Below are 21,019 nucleotides of genomic sequence, written 5' to 3'. Positions count from 1 at the left end.
GGTTTCCTCAACAATTGTTCGGCGGCGTCCTACTCTCCCACAGGGTCCCCCCTGCAGTACCATCGGCGCTGTAAGGCTTAGCTTCCGGGTTCGGAATGTAACCGGGCGTTTCCCTCACGCTATAACCACCGAAACACTATGAAACTGTTTCAGCCGCACCGTTGTCGTGGCCCGACAACGGGGCTGTTCGTGGTTTCAGAACCAACACAGTGGACGCGAGCAACTGAGGACAAGCCCTCGGCCTATTAGTACCGGTCACCTCCACCCATTACTGGGCTTCCAGATCCGGCCTATCAACCCAGTCGTCTACTGGGAGCCTTAACCCCTCAAAGGGGGTGGGAATACTCATCTCGAAGCAGGCTTCCCGCTTAGATGCTTTCAGCGGTTATCCCTCCCGAACGTAGCCAACCAGCCATGCCCTTGGCAGGACAACTGGCACACCAGAGGTTCGTCCGTCCCGGTCCTCTCGTACTAGGGACAGCCCTTCTCAATATTCCTGCGCGCGCAGCGGATAGGGACCGAACTGTCTCACGACGTTCTAAACCCAGCTCGCGTACCGCTTTAATGGGCGAACAGCCCAACCCTTGGGACCGACTCCAGCCCCAGGATGCGACGAGCCGACATCGAGGTGCCAAACCATCCCGTCGATATGGACTCTTGGGGAAGATCAGCCTGTTATCCCCGGGGTACCTTTTATCCGTTGAGCGACGGCGCTTCCACAAGCCACCGCCGGATCACTAGTCCCGACTTTCGTCCCTGCTCGACCCGTCGGTCTCACAGTCAAGCTCCCTTGTGCACTTACACTCAACACCTGATTGCCAACCAGGCTGAGGGAACCTTTGGGCGCCTCCGTTACTCTTTAGGAGGCAACCGCCCCAGTTAAACTACCCATCAGACACTGTCCCTGATCCGGATCACGGACCCAGGTTAGACATCCAGCACGACCAGACTGGTATTTCAACGACGACTCCACCTGAACTGGCGTCCAAGCTTCACAGTCTCCCAGCTATCCTACACAAGCCGAACCGAACACCAATATCAAACTGTAGTAAAGGTCCCGGGGTCTTTCCGTCCTGCTGCGCGAAACGAGCATCTTTACTCGTAGTGCAATTTCACCGGGCCTATGGTTGAGACAGTCGAGAAGTCGTTACGCCATTCGTGCAGGTCGGAACTTACCCGACAAGGAATTTCGCTACCTTAGGATGGTTATAGTTACCACCGCCGTTTACTGGCGCTTAAGTTCTCAGCTTCGCCACCCCGAAGAGTGACTAACCGGTCCCCTTAACGTTCCAGCACCGGGCAGGCGTCAGTCCGTATACATCGCCTTACGGCTTCGCACGGACCTGTGTTTTTAGTAAACAGTCGCTTCTCGCTGGTCTCTGCGGCCACCCCCAGCTCACCGTGTAAAACGGATCACCAGTGATGGCCCCCTTCTCCCGAAGTTACGGGGGCATTTTGCCGAGTTCCTTAACCATAGTTCACCCGAACGCCTCGGTATTCTCTACCTGACCACCTGAGTCGGTTTAGGGTACGGGCCGCCATGAAACTCGCTAGAGGCTTTTCTCGACAGCATAGGATCATCCACTTCACCACAATCGGCTCGGCATCAGGTCTCAGCCTTGATGAGCAGCGGATTTACCTACCACTCGGCCTACACCCTTACCCCGGGACAACCACCGCCCGGGATGGACTACCTTCCTGCGTCACCCCATCACTCACCTACTACAAGTCTGGTCCGTCGGCTCCACCACTCCCCTTTGCCCGAAGGCTCCAGGGCGGCTTCACGGACTTAGCATCGCCTGATTCAATGTTTGACGCTTCACAGCGGGTACCGGAATATCAACCGGTTATCCATCGACTACGCCTGTCGGCCTCGCCTTAGGTCCCGACTTACCCTGGGCAGATCAGCTTGACCCAGGAACCCTTAGTCAATCGGCGCACACGTTTCTCACGTGTGTATCGCTACTCATGCCTGCATTCTCACTCGTGAACCGTCCACAACTCGCTTCCGCGGCTGCTTCACCCGGCACACGACGCTCCCCTACCCATCACAGCACCCGTTGGGGCTATTGCTGCAATGACACGACTTCGGCGGTACGCTTGAGCCCCGCTACATTGTCGGCGCGGAATCACTAGACCAGTGAGCTATTACGCACTCTTTCAAGGGTGGCTGCTTCTAAGCCAACCTCCTGGTTGTCTGTGCGACTCCACATCCTTTCCCACTTAGCGTACGCTTAGGGGCCTTAGTCGATGCTCTGGGCTGTTTCCCTCTCGACCATGGAGCTTATCCCCCACAGTCTCACTGCCGCGCTCTCACTTACCGGCATTCGGAGTTTGGCTAAGGTCAGTAACCCGGTAGGGCCCATCGCCTATCCAGTGCTCTACCTCCGGCAAGAAACACACGACGCTGCACCTAAATGCATTTCGGGGAGAACCAGCTATCACGGAGTTTGATTGGCCTTTCACCCCTAACCACAGGTCATCCCCCAGGTTTTCAACCCTGGTGGGTTCGGTCCTCCACGAAGTCTTACCTCCGCTTCAACCTGCCCATGGCTAGATCACTCCGCTTCGGGTCTTGAGCGTGCTACTGAAACGCCCTATTCGGACTCGCTTTCGCTACGGCTACCCCACCCGGGTTAACCTCGCAACACACCGCAAACTCGCAGGCTCATTCTTCAAAAGGCACGCAGTCACGACGCACCGAGTAAACTCGATGCGCGACGCTCCCACGGCTTGTAGGCACACGGTTTCAGGTACTATTTCACTCCGCTCCCGCGGTACTTTTCACCATTCCCTCACGGTACTATCCGCTATCGGTCACCAGGGAATATTTAGGCTTAGCGGGTGGTCCCGCCAGATTCACACGGGATTTCTCGGGCCCCGTGCTACTTGGGTGTCTCTCAAACGAGCCGCTGATGTTTCGACTACGGGGGTCTTACCCTCTACGCCGGACCTTTCGCATGTCCTTCGCCTACATCAACGGTTTCTGACTCGTCTCACGGCCGGCAGACCGTAAAAGAGAGATCCCACAACCCCGCATACGCAACCCCTGCCGGGTCTCACACGTATACGGTTTGGCCTCATCCGGTTTCGCTCGCCACTACTCCCGGAATCACGGTTGTTTTCTCTTCCTGCGGGTACTGAGATGTTTCACTTCCCCGCGTTCCCTCCACATACCCTATGTGTTCAGGTATGGGTGACAGCCCATGACGACTGCCGGGTTTCCCCATTCGGAAACCCCCGGATCAAAGCCTGGTTGACGACTCCCCGGGGACTATCGTGGCCTCCCACGTCCTTCATCGGTTCCTGGTGCCAAGGCATCCACCGTGCGCCCTTAAAAACTTGGCCACAGATGCTCGCGTCCACTGTGCAGTTCTCAAACAACGACCAGCCACCCGTCACACACCACTTCCGTGATGCTGCACCGGGGCCGGCAACTGAGGGGTTCATTCCCTCAGATACCCAACAGCGTGCCCGACACCCTTCCCGCTCCCCTCAACGGTCCACGCTCTTGCGAGCAGTACTGGAAGGAGAAGACGATCAAGTGTGCCGAGTAGTCAACGTTCCACCCTTGAGCAACCAGCACCGGACGTTCGCCGATGAACTGGCCTCTGGACAACCAGGCAAGCCCGGCTGCCAAGAAGTGCTCCTTAGAAAGGAGGTGATCCAGCCGCACCTTCCGGTACGGCTACCTTGTTACGACTTCGTCCCAATCGCCAGTCCCACCTTCGACAGCTCCCTCCCCACAAGGGGGTTGGGCCACCGGCTTCGGGTGTTACCGACTTTCGTGACGTGACGGGCGGTGTGTACAAGGCCCGGGAACGTATTCACCGCAGCAATGCTGATCTGCGATTACTAGCAACTCCGACTTCATGGGGTCGAGTTGCAGACCCCAATCCGAACTGAGACAGGCTTTTTGAGATTCGCTCCACCTCACGGTATCGCAGCTCATTGTACCTGCCATTGTAGCACGTGTGCAGCCCAAGACATAAGGGGCATGATGACTTGACGTCGTCCCCACCTTCCTCCGAGTTGACCCCGGCGGTCTCCTGTGAGTCCCCATCACCCCGAAGGGCATGCTGGCAACACAGAACAAGGGTTGCGCTCGTTGCGGGACTTAACCCAACATCTCACGACACGAGCTGACGACAGCCATGCACCACCTGTCACCCGGCCACAAGGGGGGCACCATCTCTGATGCTTTCCGGGCGATGTCAAGCCTTGGTAAGGTTCTTCGCGTTGCGTCGAATTAAGCCACATGCTCCGCTGCTTGTGCGGGCCCCCGTCAATTCCTTTGAGTTTTAGCCTTGCGGCCGTACTCCCCAGGCGGGGAACTTAATGCGTTAGCTGCGGCACCGACGACGTGGAATGTCGCCAACACCTAGTTCCCACCGTTTACGGCGTGGACTACCAGGGTATCTAATCCTGTTCGCTCCCCACGCTTTCGCTCCTCAGCGTCAGTAATGGCCCAGAGATCCGCCTTCGCCACCGGTGTTCCTCCTGATATCTGCGCATTTCACCGCTACACCAGGAATTCCGATCTCCCCTACCACACTCTAGCTAGCCCGTATCGAATGCAGACCCGGGGTTAAGCCCCGGGCTTTCACACCCGACGTGACAAGCCGCCTACGAGCTCTTTACGCCCAATAATTCCGGACAACGCTTGCGCCCTACGTATTACCGCGGCTGCTGGCACGTAGTTAGCCGGCGCTTCTTCTGCAGGTACCGTCACTTTCGCTTCTTCCCTGCTGAAAGAGGTTTACAACCCGAAGGCCGTCATCCCTCACGCGGCGTCGCTGCATCAGGCTTTCGCCCATTGTGCAATATTCCCCACTGCTGCCTCCCGTAGGAGTCTGGGCCGTGTCTCAGTCCCAGTGTGGCCGGTCGCCCTCTCAGGCCGGCTACCCGTCGTCGCCTTGGTGAGCCATTACCTCACCAACAAGCTGATAGGCCGCGGGCTCATCCTTCACCGCCGGAGCTTTCAACCCCCACCCAGGAGGGAGGGAGTGTTATCCGGTATTAGACCCCGTTTCCAGGGCTTGTCCCAGAGTGAAGGGCAGATTGCCCACGTGTTACTCACCCGTTCGCCACTAATCCCCACCGAAGTGGTTCATCGTTCGACTTGCATGTGTTAAGCACGCCGCCAGCGTTCGTCCTGAGCCAGGATCAAACTCTCCGTGAATGTTTACCGGTAATCCGGCCGACACCACGAGAGCGGAACAGCCAGGCGGAATAAGCCCGGCCGTTCACAGCGTCCTCGCTGTGTATTCTTCAAAGGAACCTCGCCACCGGAAGAATCCGATGGACGGGGTATCAACATATCTGGCGTTGACTTTTGGCACGCTGTTGAGTTCTCAAGGAACGGACGCTTCCTTTGTACTCACCCTCTCGGGCTTTCCTCCGGGCGCTTCCCTTCGGTCTTGCGTTTCCGACTCTACCAGATCTTCCCGATCCGATTTCCTCGGTGCTTTCCAGGTTCCCGCTCTCGCGTTTCCCTTTCCGGCGGTTCCGACTCTATCAGATCCTTTCGGGCCTGATTCCCAGTCAGAGGGCTTGTCATCCCGGCTGTTGGGCCGTTCCGACGCCTCAAACCTTAGCGGATCCTCCCGGCAGTTCCTAATCGAGCTGCCGGACCCAAATCGAATGGAATTCGGGCACGCCGAATTCAATCCCGTTGGGAGATCGTGCTGGTGGTTTGTGGTGCCGCTGATGCGGCGGAGGTGCTGCCGAAGAACCGTTACGGCTCCGTGGCAACCCGAAGAACTCTACGGAACGAGCAAGGGGCTGTCAAGCGCCGCTTGTCAAGATCTTTTTGGGGGTCATCAGCCCAGGTCGGTGAGTCGCCCGCCGGCGTCTGGTTGGGCGTGCTCCACCCTGCGCAGGAGGCGGGTGAGGACCTCACCGAGAGCGGTGCGGTCCTCCTGGGACAGATCCTGGAGCAGGTCCTCCTCGAAGACCGTGGCGAGGCGCATCGCCTCCAGCCACTTCTCGCGGCCCTCCGAGGTGAGCTCGACGATCACGCGGACGCGGTTGGACTCGTCGCGCTCTCTGGTGACCAGTCCCTCGGTGACCATGCGGTCGATGCGGTGGGTCATCGCGGCCGGCGTCAGGCCCAGGCGCTTGGCGAGGTCGCTGGGGCCCAGGCGGTAGGGGGCGCCGGAGAGGACGAGGGCCTTGAGGACCTCCCACTCGGCGTTGCTGATGCCGAGGGCGGCGGTCTGGCGGCCGTAGGCGACGTTCATACGGCGGTTCAGGCGGGACAGCGCCGAGACGATCTGCTCGACCTGGGGGTCGAGGTCCTGGAACTCGCGCTGGTATGCGGCGATCTGCTCTTCGAGGGTCGGCTCGCTGAGGCCGCCGGGGGTGTCGCCCATGGGTCGCAGTATGGCACGGGCTTGCTTGGCGTTGAAGTCCTTCGAGGTGTACTGTTTAGGATCTAACTTTAGCCTCGAAGTCTTCAGGGGTAACTACTGAAGGCTCCCAACTAACTCGAGAGAGGTGAACGTGACCAGGGCGATGGGCGCAGCGATGCGCCGGATCCACGTGGGCAACGCACTCAGCGCATTCGGGCTCGGCTTCACCGTTCCCTATCTGTACGTCTATGTGGCGCAGGTACGGGGACTGGGTGCCATGACGGCGGGGCTTGTCCTCGCCGTCTTCGCCGTGGCGGCGCTGATCGTGCTTCCGTTCGCCGGGCGGGCCATCGTCCGGCGAGGTCCGCTGCCGGTGCTGCTCGTCGCTCTGGTCACCGCCGCGCTGGGGGCACTGAGCCTGGGGCTCGCGAGCAACGCGACGACCGTGTTGCTGTCGGCGGCCGCGCTCGGGGCGGGGCAGGCCGTGATGCAGCCGGCGCTGGCGACGATGATCGTGGACTGCTCGACGGCCGACACGCGCTCGCGGGCCTTCGCGACGCAGTTCTTCCTGCAGAACCTGGGGCTCGGCGTCGGCGGGCTCATCGGCGGTCACCTGGTCGACACCACGCACGTCTCGTCCTTCACCCTGCTGTTCGCGATCGAGGCGGCGATGTTCCTGCTGCTGGCCGTGGTGATGGCGACCGTGCGGATGCCGCACTCGCCGCGTATCCAGGACGCGCCGGGGCGGTCGGGATCGGCCAAGGGCAGCTGGAAGCAGTTGCTGGGCAACCGGGCCATGGTGCAGCTGTGCGTGGTGGGCTTCGTGCTGTTCTTCGCCTGCTACGGGCAGTTCGAGTCGGGGCTGAGCGCGTACGGCGTGGAGGCTGCCGGGATATCGACGTCCGCCCTCGGTATGGCTCTGGCCGCGAACACCGCGATGATCGTGGTCGCGCAGTTCGCCGTACTGAAGTTCGTGGAGCGGCGGAGGCGGTCGCGAGTGATGGCGGCCGTCGGGCTGATCTGGGCCGTGGCGTGGGTAACCGCGGGATACGCGGGGCTCGGGCACGGCAGCCAGGAGATGGCCACGGCCGCGTTCGTGTCGACGTACGCACTGTTCGGGCTGGGTGAGGCGATGCTGTCGCCGACGGTCGCGCCGCTGGTGGCGGATCTTGCGCCGGAGGGGATGGCGGGGCAGTACAACTCCGCGTTCGCGCTGGTCAAGCAGCTTGCCTTGGCGGTGGGGCCGGCGGTGGGCGGGCCCATGGGGGCGTCGCTGCACGCGCCGTACATCGTGACGTTCCTGCTGTTCTCGCTGGGGATCACGGTTCTGGCGGTGCGGTTGGGGCGTCAGCTCACGGCCGCGCAGGATCAGCCGTGGCGGGCGCGGAGCCGGGTGGTGGCCCAGGGGGGCCCGACTCCGGCGGATCAGGCGCGGGCAAGCGCCTGACGCAGAGGGTCGCGAACGCCGTTCACTTCGCGGCCCCCGGCAGCCCGAACTCGCACCACACCGCTTTCCCGCCACCCGGCGTCCGACGGGAGCCCCAGGTCGAGGCGATCGTCGCCACGATGGCGATGCCTCGGCCGGACTCGTCGCCGGGTTCCGCGCGGCGCCGGCGCGGGAGGTGGTCGTCGCCGTCCGTGACCTCGACGATCAGGCGGCGGTCGGTGCGGCGCAGGCGCAGCCGCATCGGGGGTGTGCCGTGTTGCAGGGAGTTCGCGACCAGTTCGCTGACCGCCAGGACGCCCAGGTCGTGCAGTTCCACCGGGAACCGCCAGCTGGTCAGGACGCCGGAGGCGAAGGCACGCGCGCGTGGGGCCGCTTCCACGCCGCCGAGGAGTTCCAGGGCGGCGTTGCGGAAGAGCTCGCCGTCGGGGCCGGTGTGGGCGGGGTGCTGGAGGACCAGGACCGCCACGTCGTCGTCGTGCTCCGCCGTCACGCCGGCCGCTCGGACCAGGCGGTCGCAGACCACCTGAGGGGTGCCCGTCGCTCCGGACAGGGCTCGTTCCAGCGAGGCGATGCCCTCGTCCAGGTCCTCGTTGCGGCGCTCCACCAGGCCGTCCGTGTAGAGGACGGCCGTGGAGCCGGGGCCCAGGGCGATCGAACCCGAGGTGTGCATCCAGCCGCCGGTGCCGAGGGGCGGGCCGGTCGGCTCGTCGGCGCGCTGGACGATCCCGCTCTCGTCGCGGACCAGGATCGGCAGGTGTCCGGCCGAGGCGTACACCAGCCGGCCCTCGTTCGGGTCGTGGATGGCGTACACGCAGGTGGCGATCTGGTTGGCGTCGATCTCCATGGCGAGGCCGTCCAGGAGCTGGAGGATCTCGTGCGGGGGGAGGTCGAGGCGGGCGTACGCCCGGACCGCCGTGCGGAGCTGGCCCATCACCGCGGCCGCGCGCACTCCGCGGCCCATCACGTCGCCGATGACCAGGGCCGTGCGTCCGCCGCCGAGGGTGATCACGTCGTACCAGTCGCCGCCGACCGCGGCCTCCGTGCCGCCGGGGTGGTAGGTGGCGGCGATGCGGAGGTCGTCGGGTTGTTCGAGCTCCTGGGGGAGCAGGGAGCGCTGGAGGGTTACGGCGGTTTCGCGCTGGCGTCGTTCGCTGGCTCTGAGGCGTTCGGCGGCCTCGGCGTGGTCGGTGACGTCGGTTGCGAAGATGAGAACACCGCCGTCGCCCTCGGTCACCGGGGTGCAGGTGAAGGTGTACGAGCGGCTGTCGGGGGCCTTGCGGGACTTGACCGTGCGGGGCTTGCCGCTGCGCAGGACCTGGTCGAGGAGCGGGAAGAGGCCGAGTTCGTCGAGCTCCGGGAGGGCCGCGCGGGCCGGGTCGCCGGTGGGGCGGGGGCCGAAAGCGGTGACGTAGGCGTCGTTGACGTAGGCGAGGCGGTGGTCGGGGCCGTGGACGAGGGCGACGAGGGCGGGGACGCGGTCGAGGACCTCGCGCACCGGGAGTTCGTCGACGGCGGGCACGGGCGGTGCCCCGTCGGCGAGTTGTTCGGCGCGGGCCGCGGGTACGGAGCCCGCGCCGTCCGAGCGCAGGTCCGATGTGACCGGGTGGTCGGTCCGCGCTGCGGCGCGGCGCTGCGTTCCGGGGAGCCGGGCGCTCCAGCGCGTGAAGTTCACGAATCCTTGCCTCGTGTCGTCGTCTGCGGCGTCTGCTGCCGGCTCCGGACCCGGCCGGGGGTCTTGGGGGTGGCACCCCGGGGTTGCGGCACTGGGGAAAGCCTCGTGGGTTCGAAGGGCGGGGGTCTGTCCGTCCAAGGTCGGGGACCAGTCTGGCAGGGCGGCCGCCCGGGTCGGCATCCGTCAGACGCCTACCCCGCGGCCGGAGTTCCTCGGTCCGGTCAGGACGACCCCTTCGGGTCGTTCGTCGGGTCCTGAGGAGGCTTTCCACCGGCCGCGAGTTCGAACTCCGCTCGGGGATGTTCGAGCGATCCAAGGGAGACGATCTCCCTCTTGAAGAGTCCTGACAAGGTCCATTCCGCCAGGACGCGGGCCTTGCGGTTGAAGGTGGGCACCCTGCTGAGGTGGTAGACGCGGTGCATGAACCAGGCAGGGTAGCCCTTCAGCTTGCGTCCGTAGACGTGCGCGACACCTTTGTGCAGCCCCAGGGAGGCGACCGAGCCGACGTACTTGTGGGAGTACGTCTGAAGGGGCTCTCCCCGCAGGGAGTGCGCGATGTTGTCGCCGAGGACCTTCGCCTGGCGGAGCGCGTGCTGGGCGTTGGGCGCCGTCTCCTTGCCGGGTTCTCCGGCCGTGACGTCGGGGACGGCGGCGGCGTCTCCGGCCGCCCACGCGCGCGTGGTGCCCTCGATGGTCAGCTCGGGGGTGCATTTCAACCGACCGCGTTCGTTCAGCGGGAGGTCGGTCGCGGCGAGGAGCGGGTGGGGTTTGACGCCGGCCGTCCAGACGACCGTACGTGTGGGGAAGCGGGCGCCGTCGCTGAGGACGGCCACGCGGTCCGCGCAGGACTCCAGGCGGGTGTTCAGGCGTACGTCGATGTTGCGGCGGCGCAGTTCGGTGACCGTGTAGCGGCCCATCTCCTCGCCGACCTCGGGGAGGATGCGGTCCGAGGCCTCGACGAGGATCCACTTCATGTCGTCGGACTGGACGTTGTGGTAGTAGCGCGCTGTGTAGCGGGCCATGTCCTCCAGCTCGCCGAGCGCCTCCACGCCGGCGTAGCCGCCGCCGACGAAGACGAAGGTGAGGGCCGCGTCGCGGACGGCGGGGTCGCGGGTGGAGGAGGCGATGTCCATCTGCTCGATGACGTGGTTGCGCAGGCCGATGGCCTCCTCGACGGTCTTGAAGCCGATGCCGTGCTCGGCGAGACCGGGGACGGGCAGGGTGCGCGAGATCGAGCCGGGGGCGAGGACGAGTTCGTCGTACGTCAGCTGCTGCGCGCCGGTGCCTTCCTCGTCGGTGGCGAGGGTGGTGAGGGCGGCGGTGCGCTTGGCGTGGTCGATCGAGGTGACCTCGCCGACGACGACCCGGCAGCGGTCGAGGACGCGGCGCAGCGGTACGACGACATGGCGGGGGGAGATGGAACCGGCGGCCGCCTCGGGGAGGAACGGCTGGTAGGTCATGTACGGGTCGGGTGTGACGACGGTGATCTCGACGTCGCCCCGCGCGAGTTCCCGTTTCAGCGTCCGTTGGAGTCGCAGGGCGGTGTACATCCCGACGTAGCCGCCGCCGACAACGAGAATGCGCGCACGTTCCTTCACCATCCCATGACGCACCCGGCGCTTGCGTTTGTCCACAGGCTCGACAATTTGTGTGACCGCGAGTCGGGCGCGCGCGGGGTTGGCCGATTCACCGAGGTGCGGGGAAAGATCGCAGGTCAGCTGGTATGTGCCGGGCGGCCGGAGGGGGCGTAATCGGGACGTATACGACCCGTACTCCGATCGGGGGGCGCTCCGTGCGGAACGTCCCCCTTCTGAATTGACCCCCACTCAACTATGTTCGTGTGTCGACGGGGTGTAGGGGGATACGCCTTCGGATCCGCGACGGGCGGGTCCGGGAAGCGGGTTTGTTCCGTTCGCTCCGGCTTTCGATGGCGGGGAGAGTCTCCGGGGGGAGACGTCAGTACCGGGGGATCACTTATGCATGTTCAGGACTCTCATTGGTCGTCCGCGTCCACCATCGCACCCGGTGGCGGGGCGATGGGCGGACCGTTGGGCTCAGCGATGAGCGCGGCGACGGGCAACGGACGCGCGGACGGTGGGCGTACGACGCCGCTGCGCGTGGACGCACAGCGCAATCTGGAGCACGTACTGCGCGCGGCGCGCGAGGTCTTCGGCGAGCTGGGGTACGGCGCGCCGATGGAGGACGTGGCGCGGCGCGCGCGGGTCGGCGTCGGCACGGTGTACCGGCGCTTCCCGAGCAAGGACGTCCTGGTGCGGCGGATAGCCGAGGAGGAGACCTCCCGGCTGACCGACCAGGCACGTGCGGCGCTCGGTCAGGAGGACGAGCCGTGGTCGGCGCTGTCGCGCTTCCTGCGGACGTCAGTGGCCTCGGGCGCCGGGCGGCTGCTGCCGCCGCAGGTGCTGCGGGTCGGTGTGGCGGACGAGGGCGCGCCGGAGGGCGCGCGGGTGCCGCAGCAGCGGACGCAGCCGGGTGCCGGGGAGCTGCGGCTGGTGGCGGGGGACACGGTGTTCTCCGCGGACGACGACCCCGGGGCGGCGGCGCTGCTCGAGGTCGTGGGCCAGCTCGTGGACCGGGCGCGGGCGGCGGGCGAACTGCGGGCCGACGTGTCGGTGTCGGACGTCCTGCTGGTGATCGCCACGGCGGCGCCCTCGCTGCCGGACGCGGCGCAGCAGGCCGCGGCCTCGGCACGGCTGCTGGACATTCTGCTGGAGGGGCTGCGGTCGCGGCCGATGTGACGGTGGTCGTCGTCCGCTGCTCGGGTACCGCCGGGTACCGCCGGGTACCGCCGGGTACCGCCGGGTACCGCCGGGTACCGCCGGGTACCGCCGGGTACCGCCGATGACCCGTGACTCGAAAAGGTGACGGTGAGGTGTGGGTGCTGCGGCGCCCGCACCTCGGTCACTGCCCGGGAATGCGCCGGGCATTTCGGGCATGTCTCTCAACTGCCGCCCTCAGGGCGTCGATTGAGCCTTCCCCGAACGAGTGAGCGCTAGTACTGCATTGCGGGAAGTCCCCACGGACGAGTGGAGGGTCCGCACTCCGGGGTCCTGAACAAAAGCCAATATGGCACGCTGACCCGGTGTTCGGGACTGGTGGAGCAGGCGGCGGGGGCTTTCCGCGATGAGCTTTGACGGGCGGGACGGGTCACTCGGTGACGACGACGCGGAGGCCGGTGGCGCGGCCTCGCCGCAGGTACCGAGCCAGGGGGGACGGGCCGGTGTCCCGCACGGCGGTGAGCCGATGGGGGCCGAGCGGGCCGAGTCCCTGGTGGCCGGCATCCCGGCGCAGCCCGGCGAGCCCGTCGAGGGCAGCGTGCCGGCGCAGCGCGACCGGCGCGAGGGCAGCGGCATCCTGCCGCCGCCCAGGGAGCTGCCACCCTCCGACGCCGACCTGATCGAGCGGATGCGCTCGGGCGACGACACCGCCTACGAGGCGCTCTACCGGCGCCACGCGGACGCGGTGCGCCGCTACGCCCGCACCTGCTGCCGCGACGGCCACACCGCCGACGACCTCACCGCCGAGGTGTTCGCCCGCATGCTCCAGGCGGTGCGCGGCGGCTCCGGCCCCGAGCACGCCGTACGCGCGTATCTGCTCACCACCGTCCGACGGGTGGCCGCGAGCTGGACGAAGTCCGCGAAGCGGGAGCAACTGGTCGACGACTTCGCGGTGTTCGCCGCGCAGTCGGCGCGAGTCTCCCACCCGTCCGACAGCGACACACTGGACCTGGGCGCCGATGTGCGGGCGATGCACGAGGCCGAGCAGTCCATGGCCATGCAGGCCTTCCGGTCGCTGCCCGAGCGGTGGCAGGCCGTGCTGTGGCACACCGAGGTCGAGGACGAGACGCCGAGTGAGGTCGCCACGCTCTTCGGGCTCGACGCCAACGGCACCCGGGTGCTCGCCAGCCGGGCCCGCGAGGGCCTCAAACAGGCCTACCTCCAGGCCCACGTCAGCGTCACCCTCGCCACCGACGAGGAGTGCGCGCGCCACGCCGACCGCCTCGGCGCCTACGCCCGCGGCGGGCTGCGCACCCGTGCCGAGCGCGGTCTGCGCAAGCACCTGGAGGAGTGCGCCAAGTGCCGGCTGGCCGCGGGCCAGATCAAGGAAGTCGCCGGCGGTATCCCCGCCGTCGTGCCGATCGCGGTCATCGGCTGGTTCGGCGCCGCCGGGTACGCCAAGGCGGTCGGGCTCATCGCCGGCGGTGCCGGGGCGGGCGCGGCCGGGGCCGCGGGGGCGGCAACGGCGGCGAGCGGCGGCTCTTCCGGCGGGGCCGGGGCCGGTGGCGGGGCGGTGGGCTCCGAGGGGCTGGGCGCGCCCGTGAAGGCCGGTATCGCGGCGGGTGTGGTGGCCGTGGCGGCCGCCGCGGTGGCGCTCGGGCTGATCGGCGACGACAGTCCGCCCAGGAAGCCGGACGCCAAGCCGCCCGCCTCCACACCGGCGCTCGACCCCGCGAGAAACACGCCCGCACCACCGGAGAAGGAACCCCGGCCGGCACCTCCGGTGATCGCGGCCGCACCCAACCCGACGCCCACACCGACCCGGACGACCCCGAGCCCCACGCCCACGCCGACCCCCACCCCGACTCCGACGCCCACGCCGACCCCCACCCCGACCCCCACGCCTACGCCCACTCCCACGCCGGCCCCGACGCCTCCGCCCGCCCCGGCCGTCTACCAGTGGAGCGAGCTGTCGTACGACCTCACCGGCGACGGCACCGAGCCCGAGATGCGGATCGGCCAGAGCAGTTGGGTCTGGCAGCGGTACGGCGTCTCGATCGCCGACAGGCAGTACGCGCGCGGCGTGACCGTGCACGGCCACTCCTCCGTGACCGTCGACCTCAACCGCGAGTGCTCCGCCTACGACGCGATGGTGGGCGTCGACGACATGACGGCAGGGCTCGGCAAGGTCTACTTCTCGGTCTACGCCGACGGCGTCCAGTTGTGGCGGTCCGGGATGATCAAGGGCGGGGACGCGGCGGTGCCGGTCCATGTGAACCTCGCCGGGCGCGAGACCGTACGGCTGGTGGCGGAGCCGCACAGCTACCTCGACAACCTGGCGCTCGCGGACTGGGCGGAGTCGAAGTTCACCTGCTCCTAGTTCGCCTGCTCCTAGCCCAGCGGCTCCGGGTTCTGCTGCTCCGGGTTCACGTGCTCCAAGGACGTACGGCGAGGTGGTCGCACACCGCCTCGCCCAGGTCGCTCAGGACCTCGTCGACGGTGAGAGCCACGCCTGTGGCGCGCTCCGTCTCGTACGGCCCGGCGCCCAGGGCGGCCAGGGCGGCGGCCTCGGCCCGCTCGGCGGCCGCACGCTCCGGCATGGGGCGCGGATGGCCGCCGCGCCAGTGCTCGCCGGCCGCGAGCAGACGCACCGCGCGCGGGTGGTCGCCGAGCCGGGACAGCAGCTCCGCGGCACTGTCCACGACCGCCGCCGTGACCACGTCGGCGCACCGCTTCTCCACCGCCTCGTGCAGCGTGCCGAGCACCTTCGGCAGTCCGTGCTCCGGGCCCGCCTCGGCGGCCGTCAGCAACCCGTCGACCAGATTCAGCATCGCGGTGAACTGGGGCGGTGGCGTGGCCCGCGCGGTGGCCGCGCAGGCCGCCTCGTGCAGTCGACGGGCTCGGGGAATGTCCTCCTCGTCCAGCGCGAGCACGGTGCGCAGCAGCAGGACGAACGCCCGGGAGTCCGGTACGCCGTACTGGTCGGCGGCGTCACTCGCCTCGTCCAGCACGGCCAGCGCGGCCGCACGGTCGCCCGATCGGTAGGCGATCTCGGCGAGCCGTGCCAGGAGGAACGGCGTCTCGGTGTGGGCGCCCACCTCGTAGGCGAGCCGCAGCGCCTCCTCGTACTCCGCCTCGGCCTCGTCGAGCCGCCCGCGCGACATGGCCGCCTCCCCCGCCGCGCTGCACACCTGGGCCCACAGCCAGCGGTCGCCGACACGTCTGCTGAGCGCCCGCAGCTCCACGAGGTCGTCGTCCACGCCGGGCATGCCGCCCGGTGCGTCGACGACCATGTGCGTACGGAACATCAGGATGACGCCGAGCTCCCAGTCGCCGCCGTGGGTACGGCAGTTGGCGACCGCGGTGTCCATGATGGGTGCCGCGTCCACCGGGTCGCCCAGGAAGACGTCGGCCAGTGGCCAGGCGAGGCCCGGCATCCGGGCCGCCTCCGGGCCGCCCTTCTCGAAGAAGTCCCGCACCCGTGCGACGTACCGCCGCATCCGCTCGTCCGGCAGCCCGTACATCGTCTCGGTCTCGGCCCTGAGGAAGAGGTGCAGCATCCGCAGCCGCATCCGCAGGCTGTGCAAGGGGTGGTGCGCCTCGCCGTCCGGGGCGGAGAGGAAGGCGTCGACGGGGTCGGGGGCGGGCAGGGCGGCCGGGAGGGAGGCTCGGTCCTCGCCGCTGACGGTGTCCAGGGCCGCGCCGAGGCGCAGGACCTGGTCGCACCCTTCCATGCCCTCGTGGCGGTAGTTGCGCAGCCACCAGAACCAGCCCATGGCGAGGACGAGGGCGCCGGCCTCCTCCTCGGCACCGGCCGTGAGCGCTCGGTGCAGGGCCGCGCGGATGTTGTCGAGTTCGGTCTCCAGGCGGGAGATCCACGGGAGTTGCGCGGCGGAGCGCAGCTGGGGCTCGGCCTCCTCGACCAGCGCGCGCACCCACGCGCGGTGCCGCCGCTCGGCCGCGGCGCGCAGGGCCGGGGACTCGGCGGCGCGCTCGACGGCGTACTCGTGGATGGTCTCCAGCATGCGGTACCGCATGCCGTCGCCGTCGGGGCGGCGGCGCGGGGTGGCCACGATCAGGGACTTGTCGACGAGCGACCCGAGCAGGTCCGCGACCGGGCCGGTGCACACGGCCTCCGCCGCGTCGAGCTCCCAGCCGCCCGCGAACACGGACATCTCGCACAGCACCGTCCGCTCCGGTTCGTCGAGCAGGTCCCAGGACCAGTCGACGACCGCGCGCAGGGTCTGCTGGCGGGGCAGGACCGTACGGCTGCCGGAGGTCAGGAGGCGGAAGCGGTCGTCGAGGCGGTCGGCGATCTGGCGGGGCGTGAGCAGCCGCAGCCGGGCCGCGGCCAGCTCGATGGCGAGCGGCAGTCCGTCGAGACGGCGGCAGATCTCCGCGACGGCCTCCTCGTCGCCGAGTACGCCGGCCGCGTCGGGACGGACGGCGGCCGCGCGCTCGGCGAAGAGGCGGTGCGCCTGGTCGGGGAGGAGGGGCTCGACCGGGCGGACCGACTCGCCGGGGACGCCCAGGGGTTCGCGGCTGGTGGCGAGGATGGTGAGCCCCGGGCAGCGGGTGAGCAGCGTCTCGGCGAGTTCGGCCGCTGCTTCGATGACATGTTCGCAGTTGTCAAGGATCAGGAGTGGGCTGCGCGCGGCGCAGTACTCGATGAGCAGGGCGACCGGGTCGTCCTGCGGGGCCGTCAGCTCGCTGGTCATGAGCACGGTCTCGCGCAGACCGAGCGCGCTGACCACCGCGCCTGGCACCGCCTCCGGCCGGTCGAGCGGGGCGAGCTCGGCCAGCCATGCCTGCGGGAGCCCGGCGGCGGCTTCCTCGGCGAGGCGGGTCTTTCCAGAGCCGCCCGGTCCGGTGAGGGTGACGAGACGGGCCCTGTGCAATTCGGAACGGATGGCGTCGAGTTCGGGTTCCCGGCCGACGAAGGATGTCAGACGGGGGCGGAGGTTGCCGGTGCGACCGGGTGGTTGAGGGCCTGGTTGCTGGGGGCCGGGTTGCTGGGGGCGTGGTGCGGCGGTCGGGGGTGCCGCGAGCAGTTCGGCGTGCAGGGCGCGGAGTTCCGGGCCCGGGTCTGTGCCGAGGCCGTCGGCGAGGGCGTGGCGGGCGGTGTCGTACGCGGCGAGGGCGTCGGCGGCGCGGCCGGTGTCGCGCAGGGCGCGGATGAGGAGGACGTGCAGCGGTTCGTCGTACGGATGCGCCGTGGTCAGTTCCTTCAGTTCCGGTACGGCGTCCTGGGCGCGGCCGAGCTGGAGGTGTGCCGCGATTCGGGTGCGGATCGCCTCCAGGCGCAGTGCCTCCGGGCGGGTGGCGGCGGCGGTGCGGTCGGGGAGGTCGGCGAGGGCGGGGCCGCGCCACAGGGCGAGGGCGGTGTCGAGGGCTCGGGCGGCGGTGGGGGCGTCGCCGTGGGTCAGGGCGGTGGTGCCCTGGCGTATCAGGCGCTCGAAGACGAAGAGGTCGACATCGTCTTCGGTCGCGGCGAGTCGGTAGCCGCCGGGTTCGGAGGTGACGGCGTCCTTGCCGATGCCGGGGGTACGGCGGAGGCGGGCGACGAGGGCCTGTAGGGCGGCCGGGGCGTCCTGGGGCGGGGCGTCGGTCCACACCTCGTCGATCAGGGTGTCGGGGGTGGTGACGCGGCCAGGGCGGAGGGCGAGGGCGGTGAGGAGGGCGCGGAGGCGGGGGCCGCCGAGGGGTACGACGGTGCCGCTCTCGTCCTCGGCCTGGGTGACGCCCAGGATTCTGTACCGCACGGGGTCATTGTCGCCGGGGTTGCTGTGCGGGGCGCGGGGTTTCGGTTCGGGTCGATTTCGGGGCACCCGGCGTTGGTGCGGGCCTCGCTGGGGGCTCCGCCCCCAGACCCCCGGCCTATGCCCACCCACCACCCGACTCGGTCGGCCAAGAAGTGAACCGCTCGGGGGATGCGACCCGGTCGGACGAGAGGTGAACCTCAGACCGCTCGACTCGGACGCACAAGAAGAGAAGTGAGCTCCAGGCCACCCCACCCGGCGGGACAAGAAGGGAACCGCAGGACGCCCCACCCGGCGGGACAAGAAGTGAACCCCAACCGCCCCACCCCGCGGGACGAAAGGTGAACCCCAAGCCACCCCACCCCGCGGGACGAAAGGTGAACCCCAAGCCACCCCACCCCGCGGCTCACGCAGCCCGGCGGCATCTGTGGCGTCCTCGGTCTGCGCCGGCAGGTGGTTTTACGCCAGCGCCGCCCCGCCGGAGGCGCCCGCGCCCAGGGCTCCCCTCTGCGGCCTGATGCCCGCCGGTACCGCACGCGCGCGTGCCGGGGTGCCGGTCCAGCAGGTGCCTCGGCGGGAGAGGAGGCGGCCCAGCCACAGCTCCAGGGAGACGAGGTCGGCGAGGCCGTCCAGGGGGAGGGGCTCGCCCTCGGCCGCCGCGCGGAGGGCCTTGCGGACGACTCGGGCCTCCACCAGGCCCGCCTGGGCGAGCAGCGGGTTGCCGAACAGGGACATCAGGGAGTCCGCGGCCACCCGTAGGCCCGTGCGGGCGGCTGCCGCGGAGGAGGCGTGGGTCGGGGCGCCCCAGCCCGGGGGGAGGTCGGCCACGCCGGCGCCCTCCAGGACCGTCCGCAGGATCGCCGCCCGGGCACCCGGCTGGACTCGCAGCGCCTCCGGGAGGGCCCGGCAGGCGCGGACGACCTGGTTGTCGAGGAAGGGGGCGTGCAGGCGTTGGAAGCGGATCTCGGCCGCCTGTTCCAGGACGCGGAGGTCCGCCGCGGCGCGGGCGAGGGCTCCGCGCGCGCGGAAGTCGCCGGGGCGCTGGCCCGGGCCGACCCCGGAGCGGTGGGTGGCGCCCTGGAGGCGAACCGATACTTCAGCAAGGGCCTCGCCGGTGAGCCAGCGCGCCGCCGGGCCCGGTCTGGCCCAGGCGAGCGCGGACAGGGACGCCCCCACGGCACCTCCGGGTTCGTCGAAGCGGCGCTGCATGAGGCGGTCGGCGAGGACCTCGAGGCCGGTGCGGTAGGGCGTACGGGCGAGGCGGCGTGCCGCGCCGTACACGCGCGCGGGGACCAGCACCGAACCGTCCGCCTTGGCGAGCGCGGCGACGGGGCGTACGAGGTGGCGGCGTTTGCGGTCCATAAGGAGGTCCGCGAGACGGGCCGGGTGGGCGTCCAGGACCTGGCGGGCGCCGTAGCCGGTGAAGTGGTCCGCGCTGCCGGAGGCGAGGCGGGCGCGGTGGCGGGCGGCCGTCACCAGGCACGGACCGGGTTCGTCGGTCAGGGGGCCGTCGAGTTCGGCGTACGGGAGGGTCTCCTCGCCGCCGGTCACGACCACGTGGTGCAGGCGCGGGTTGGCCGCGAGGGTGCCCGCCCGCTCCAGCTCGGACTCCCGGCCGCCGACGGCCAGGTCGTTGAAGGTGACGGCCAGCAGCCGCTCCCCCGCGCCCGTGCCGTGGCCCAGCACCGTGCCCGGCATGCCCGGGAGGCCGGCGGCGAGCAGGGCGAGGGTTCCCGAGGCGGGACCGCCGGAGAGGTCCGCCCCGATGCCGGGAACGGGCATCCCGCGCGCGGCACGCCGTTCCGCGGGCCCCATGCCGGGGACCGGGCCGGGGTCGATGTCGGCGCCGGGGACGTGGCGAGGCGCGGACAGGCGTACGCGTACCGCCTCCACCAGCGCGTCCCGTACGGCGTCCACCGCGCGGTCGGGGTCGGCGGAGGGCGCGGCCACCGCGAGGGAGGCGACCTGCTCGTAGCCGGCGATCTCGCGCGCCCCGGTGCGCAGGATCAGCGCGTGCCCCGGCGGAATGCGCCGTACGCCGTCGTAGGGGGTGGAGTCGTGCAGCGCGGCCGGTACGTCGGGGGCGGCGAGCAGCGCGGCGAGGTGGCCGTAGTCGAGGTTGGCCTCGATGAGGTCGGCGAGCGGGAGCGCGGCCGTGGCGTAGGCGGTGCCGCCGGCCCAAGGGGTGTAGAACACGGGCCGTGCGCCTGCCAGATCGCCGCAGACGGTGACCCGGCGGCCCACCTGGACGACGGCTGTGTAACTGCCCGGCCAGGCCGTCAGATGCCGGAGTGCGCCTCCGCGCGCGGCGAACAGCCCGACCCTCAGCTGCTCGTCCGTCGCCCCGCAGATGCCGAGGACCGCGATCCGGGTCTGCTCGTCGGCCTTCACCACCCGCACCTCGTCCGGGCGCCAGTCGCCGACCGCCCACAGCGGATCGGGGTCGCCCCACAGGAGGTGGGAGCCCACCGGATGCAGGGTCTCGCCGTCGTGTCCGACCGCACCCGCGGAGCCTGCCTCGACTGCTCTCGCGGCGGTGCTGCTCCATCCCACCAACCACCGCATGGACGCCTCCACAGGCTGTGGACAACCAGTGCACCGTACGAACTCGGCACCATGCTGCCATGAAGAACGCGCACCGGAGAGGCGGTGGGGCCGCTAGTGCTCCCCGGAATGCGCCCCGGCGGAGACTCGCGCATCGCGTCGAACACCCGGGCGAGGCAAGGAGATCGCGGGGCGACGACACAGTGATCGAGGACGTACGGCAGAATGACTGCGACGCGAATGCGCCCCCGATTCGCTCCCCCAGAACACCCTGCGCGCCCTCAAGTTCCATGGTGAGAGGGCTGCGGACCCGTGCGGGGAAGGGTCGATTTTCGGCCAATTCGGCGTCAACGGAACGGCGTTGCCCACGCTCCGTACATGCTCCGCCCACCGCCCGGCGAGCGCGCAGCCCGGGAGACGGAGTTCGCCCCCCGGGCCGTTCCGCCACCCGCGGGGATGTAGGCGGCGGTGTCCCCCAGCCCACTGGATCCAGTACAGCGGGCCGACCC

General features: G+C 68.9%; 8 protein-coding genes and 3 rRNA genes. 3 read left to right on the top strand and 8 right to left on the bottom strand.

The features are described 5' to 3' along the window. Positions 1-16 precede the first annotated feature (16 nt). The 4 genes from rrf to OG252_RS27215 all read right to left on the bottom strand — a co-directional run bounded on the left by rrf (position 17) and on the right by OG252_RS27215 (position 6,374). Positions 17-133: ribosomal RNA gene (rrf, locus tag OG252_RS27230) — 5S ribosomal RNA — on the bottom strand. 92 nt (positions 134-225) lie between these two features. Continuing rightward, a 23S ribosomal RNA gene (locus OG252_RS27225) occupies positions 226-3,348 on the bottom strand. Between the two features lie 306 nt (positions 3,349-3,654). Beyond that, positions 3,655-5,182: ribosomal RNA gene (locus tag OG252_RS27220) — 16S ribosomal RNA — on the bottom strand. Together the 16S, 23S and 5S rRNA genes form the textbook arrangement of a ribosomal RNA operon. 640 nt (positions 5,183-5,822) lie before the next feature. Further along, on the bottom strand, positions 5,823-6,374 hold the full coding sequence (locus OG252_RS27215) for a MarR family winged helix-turn-helix transcriptional regulator (protein WP_266437214.1): 552 nt from the start codon (positions 6,372-6,374) through the stop codon (positions 5,823-5,825). Positions 6,375-6,528: 154 nt separating this feature from the next. Between OG252_RS27215 and OG252_RS27210 the strand changes: the two genes are divergently transcribed. Beyond that, complete coding sequence (locus OG252_RS27210) at positions 6,529-7,800, top strand: MDR family MFS transporter (protein WP_329345201.1); 1,272 nt, start codon at positions 6,529-6,531, stop codon at positions 7,798-7,800. A 22-nt stretch (positions 7,801-7,822) separates the two neighbouring features. On the opposite strand, the gene OG252_RS27205 is transcribed toward OG252_RS27210, so the two are convergent. After that, positions 7,823-9,472 carry a SpoIIE family protein phosphatase gene (locus OG252_RS27205; protein ID WP_329339370.1) on the bottom strand — a complete coding sequence of 550 codons (1,650 nt, stop codon included), beginning with the start codon at positions 9,470-9,472 and terminating at the stop codon, positions 7,823-7,825. Between the two features lie 221 nt (positions 9,473-9,693). Beyond that, entirely contained in the window at positions 9,694-11,073 is a 1,380-nt protein-coding gene (locus tag OG252_RS27200; RefSeq protein ID WP_307675820.1) for an NAD(P)/FAD-dependent oxidoreductase, read from the bottom strand. 375 nt (positions 11,074-11,448) lie between these two features. On the opposite strand from OG252_RS27200, the gene OG252_RS27195 reads away from it, so the two are divergent. Both OG252_RS27195 and OG252_RS27190 read left to right on the top strand, forming a co-directional pair. Continuing rightward, on the top strand, positions 11,449-12,228 hold the full coding sequence (locus tag OG252_RS27195; RefSeq protein ID WP_329339365.1) for a TetR/AcrR family transcriptional regulator: 780 nt from the start codon (positions 11,449-11,451) through the stop codon (positions 12,226-12,228). A 385-nt stretch (positions 12,229-12,613) separates the two neighbouring features. Next, positions 12,614-14,587: a sigma-70 family RNA polymerase sigma factor gene (locus tag OG252_RS27190; RefSeq protein ID WP_329339363.1), complete on the top strand. Its 1,974-nt coding sequence runs from the start codon at positions 12,614-12,616 to the stop codon at positions 14,585-14,587. A 46-nt stretch (positions 14,588-14,633) separates the two neighbouring features. On the opposite strand, the gene OG252_RS27185 is transcribed toward OG252_RS27190, so the two are convergent. Together OG252_RS27185 and OG252_RS27180 are read right to left on the bottom strand one after the other, a co-directional pair. Further along, the gene (locus OG252_RS27185; RefSeq protein WP_329339361.1) at positions 14,634-17,969 is read right to left on the bottom strand and encodes a BTAD domain-containing putative transcriptional regulator; all 3,336 of its coding nucleotides are present in this window, start codon (positions 17,967-17,969) and stop codon (positions 14,634-14,636) included. Between the two features lie 456 nt (positions 17,970-18,425). Continuing rightward, positions 18,426-20,531, bottom strand: a complete 2,106-nt coding sequence (locus tag OG252_RS27180; RefSeq protein WP_329339358.1) for an asparagine synthase-related protein — start codon at positions 20,529-20,531, stop codon at positions 18,426-18,428. Positions 20,532-21,019 lie beyond the last annotated feature (488 nt).

It is taken from the genome of Streptomyces sp. NBC_01352, assembly GCF_036237295.1.
Taxonomy (GTDB): Bacteria; Actinomycetota; Actinomycetes; order Streptomycetales; family Streptomycetaceae; genus Streptomyces; species Streptomyces plumbiresistens.
This window is presented reverse-complemented; position numbering and strand designations above follow the sequence as displayed.

Coding starts and splice junctions, on each gene's coding strand:
- OG252_RS27215 (WP_266437214.1), bottom strand. CDS start 6,374: ATGGGCGACACCCCCGGCGGCCTCAGCGAGCCGACCCTCGAAGAGCAG.
- OG252_RS27210 (WP_329345201.1), top strand. CDS start 6,529: ATGCGCCGGATCCACGTGGGCAACGCACTCAGCGCATTCGGGCTCGGC.
- OG252_RS27200 (WP_307675820.1), bottom strand. CDS start 11,073: ATGGTGAAGGAACGTGCGCGCATTCTCGTTGTCGGCGGCGGCTACGTC.
- OG252_RS27195 (WP_329339365.1), top strand. CDS start 11,449: ATGCATGTTCAGGACTCTCATTGGTCGTCCGCGTCCACCATCGCACCC.
- OG252_RS27190 (WP_329339363.1), top strand. CDS start 12,614: ATGAGCTTTGACGGGCGGGACGGGTCACTCGGTGACGACGACGCGGAG.
- OG252_RS27180 (WP_329339358.1), bottom strand. CDS start 20,531: ATGCGGTGGTTGGTGGGATGGAGCAGCACCGCCGCGAGAGCAGTCGAG.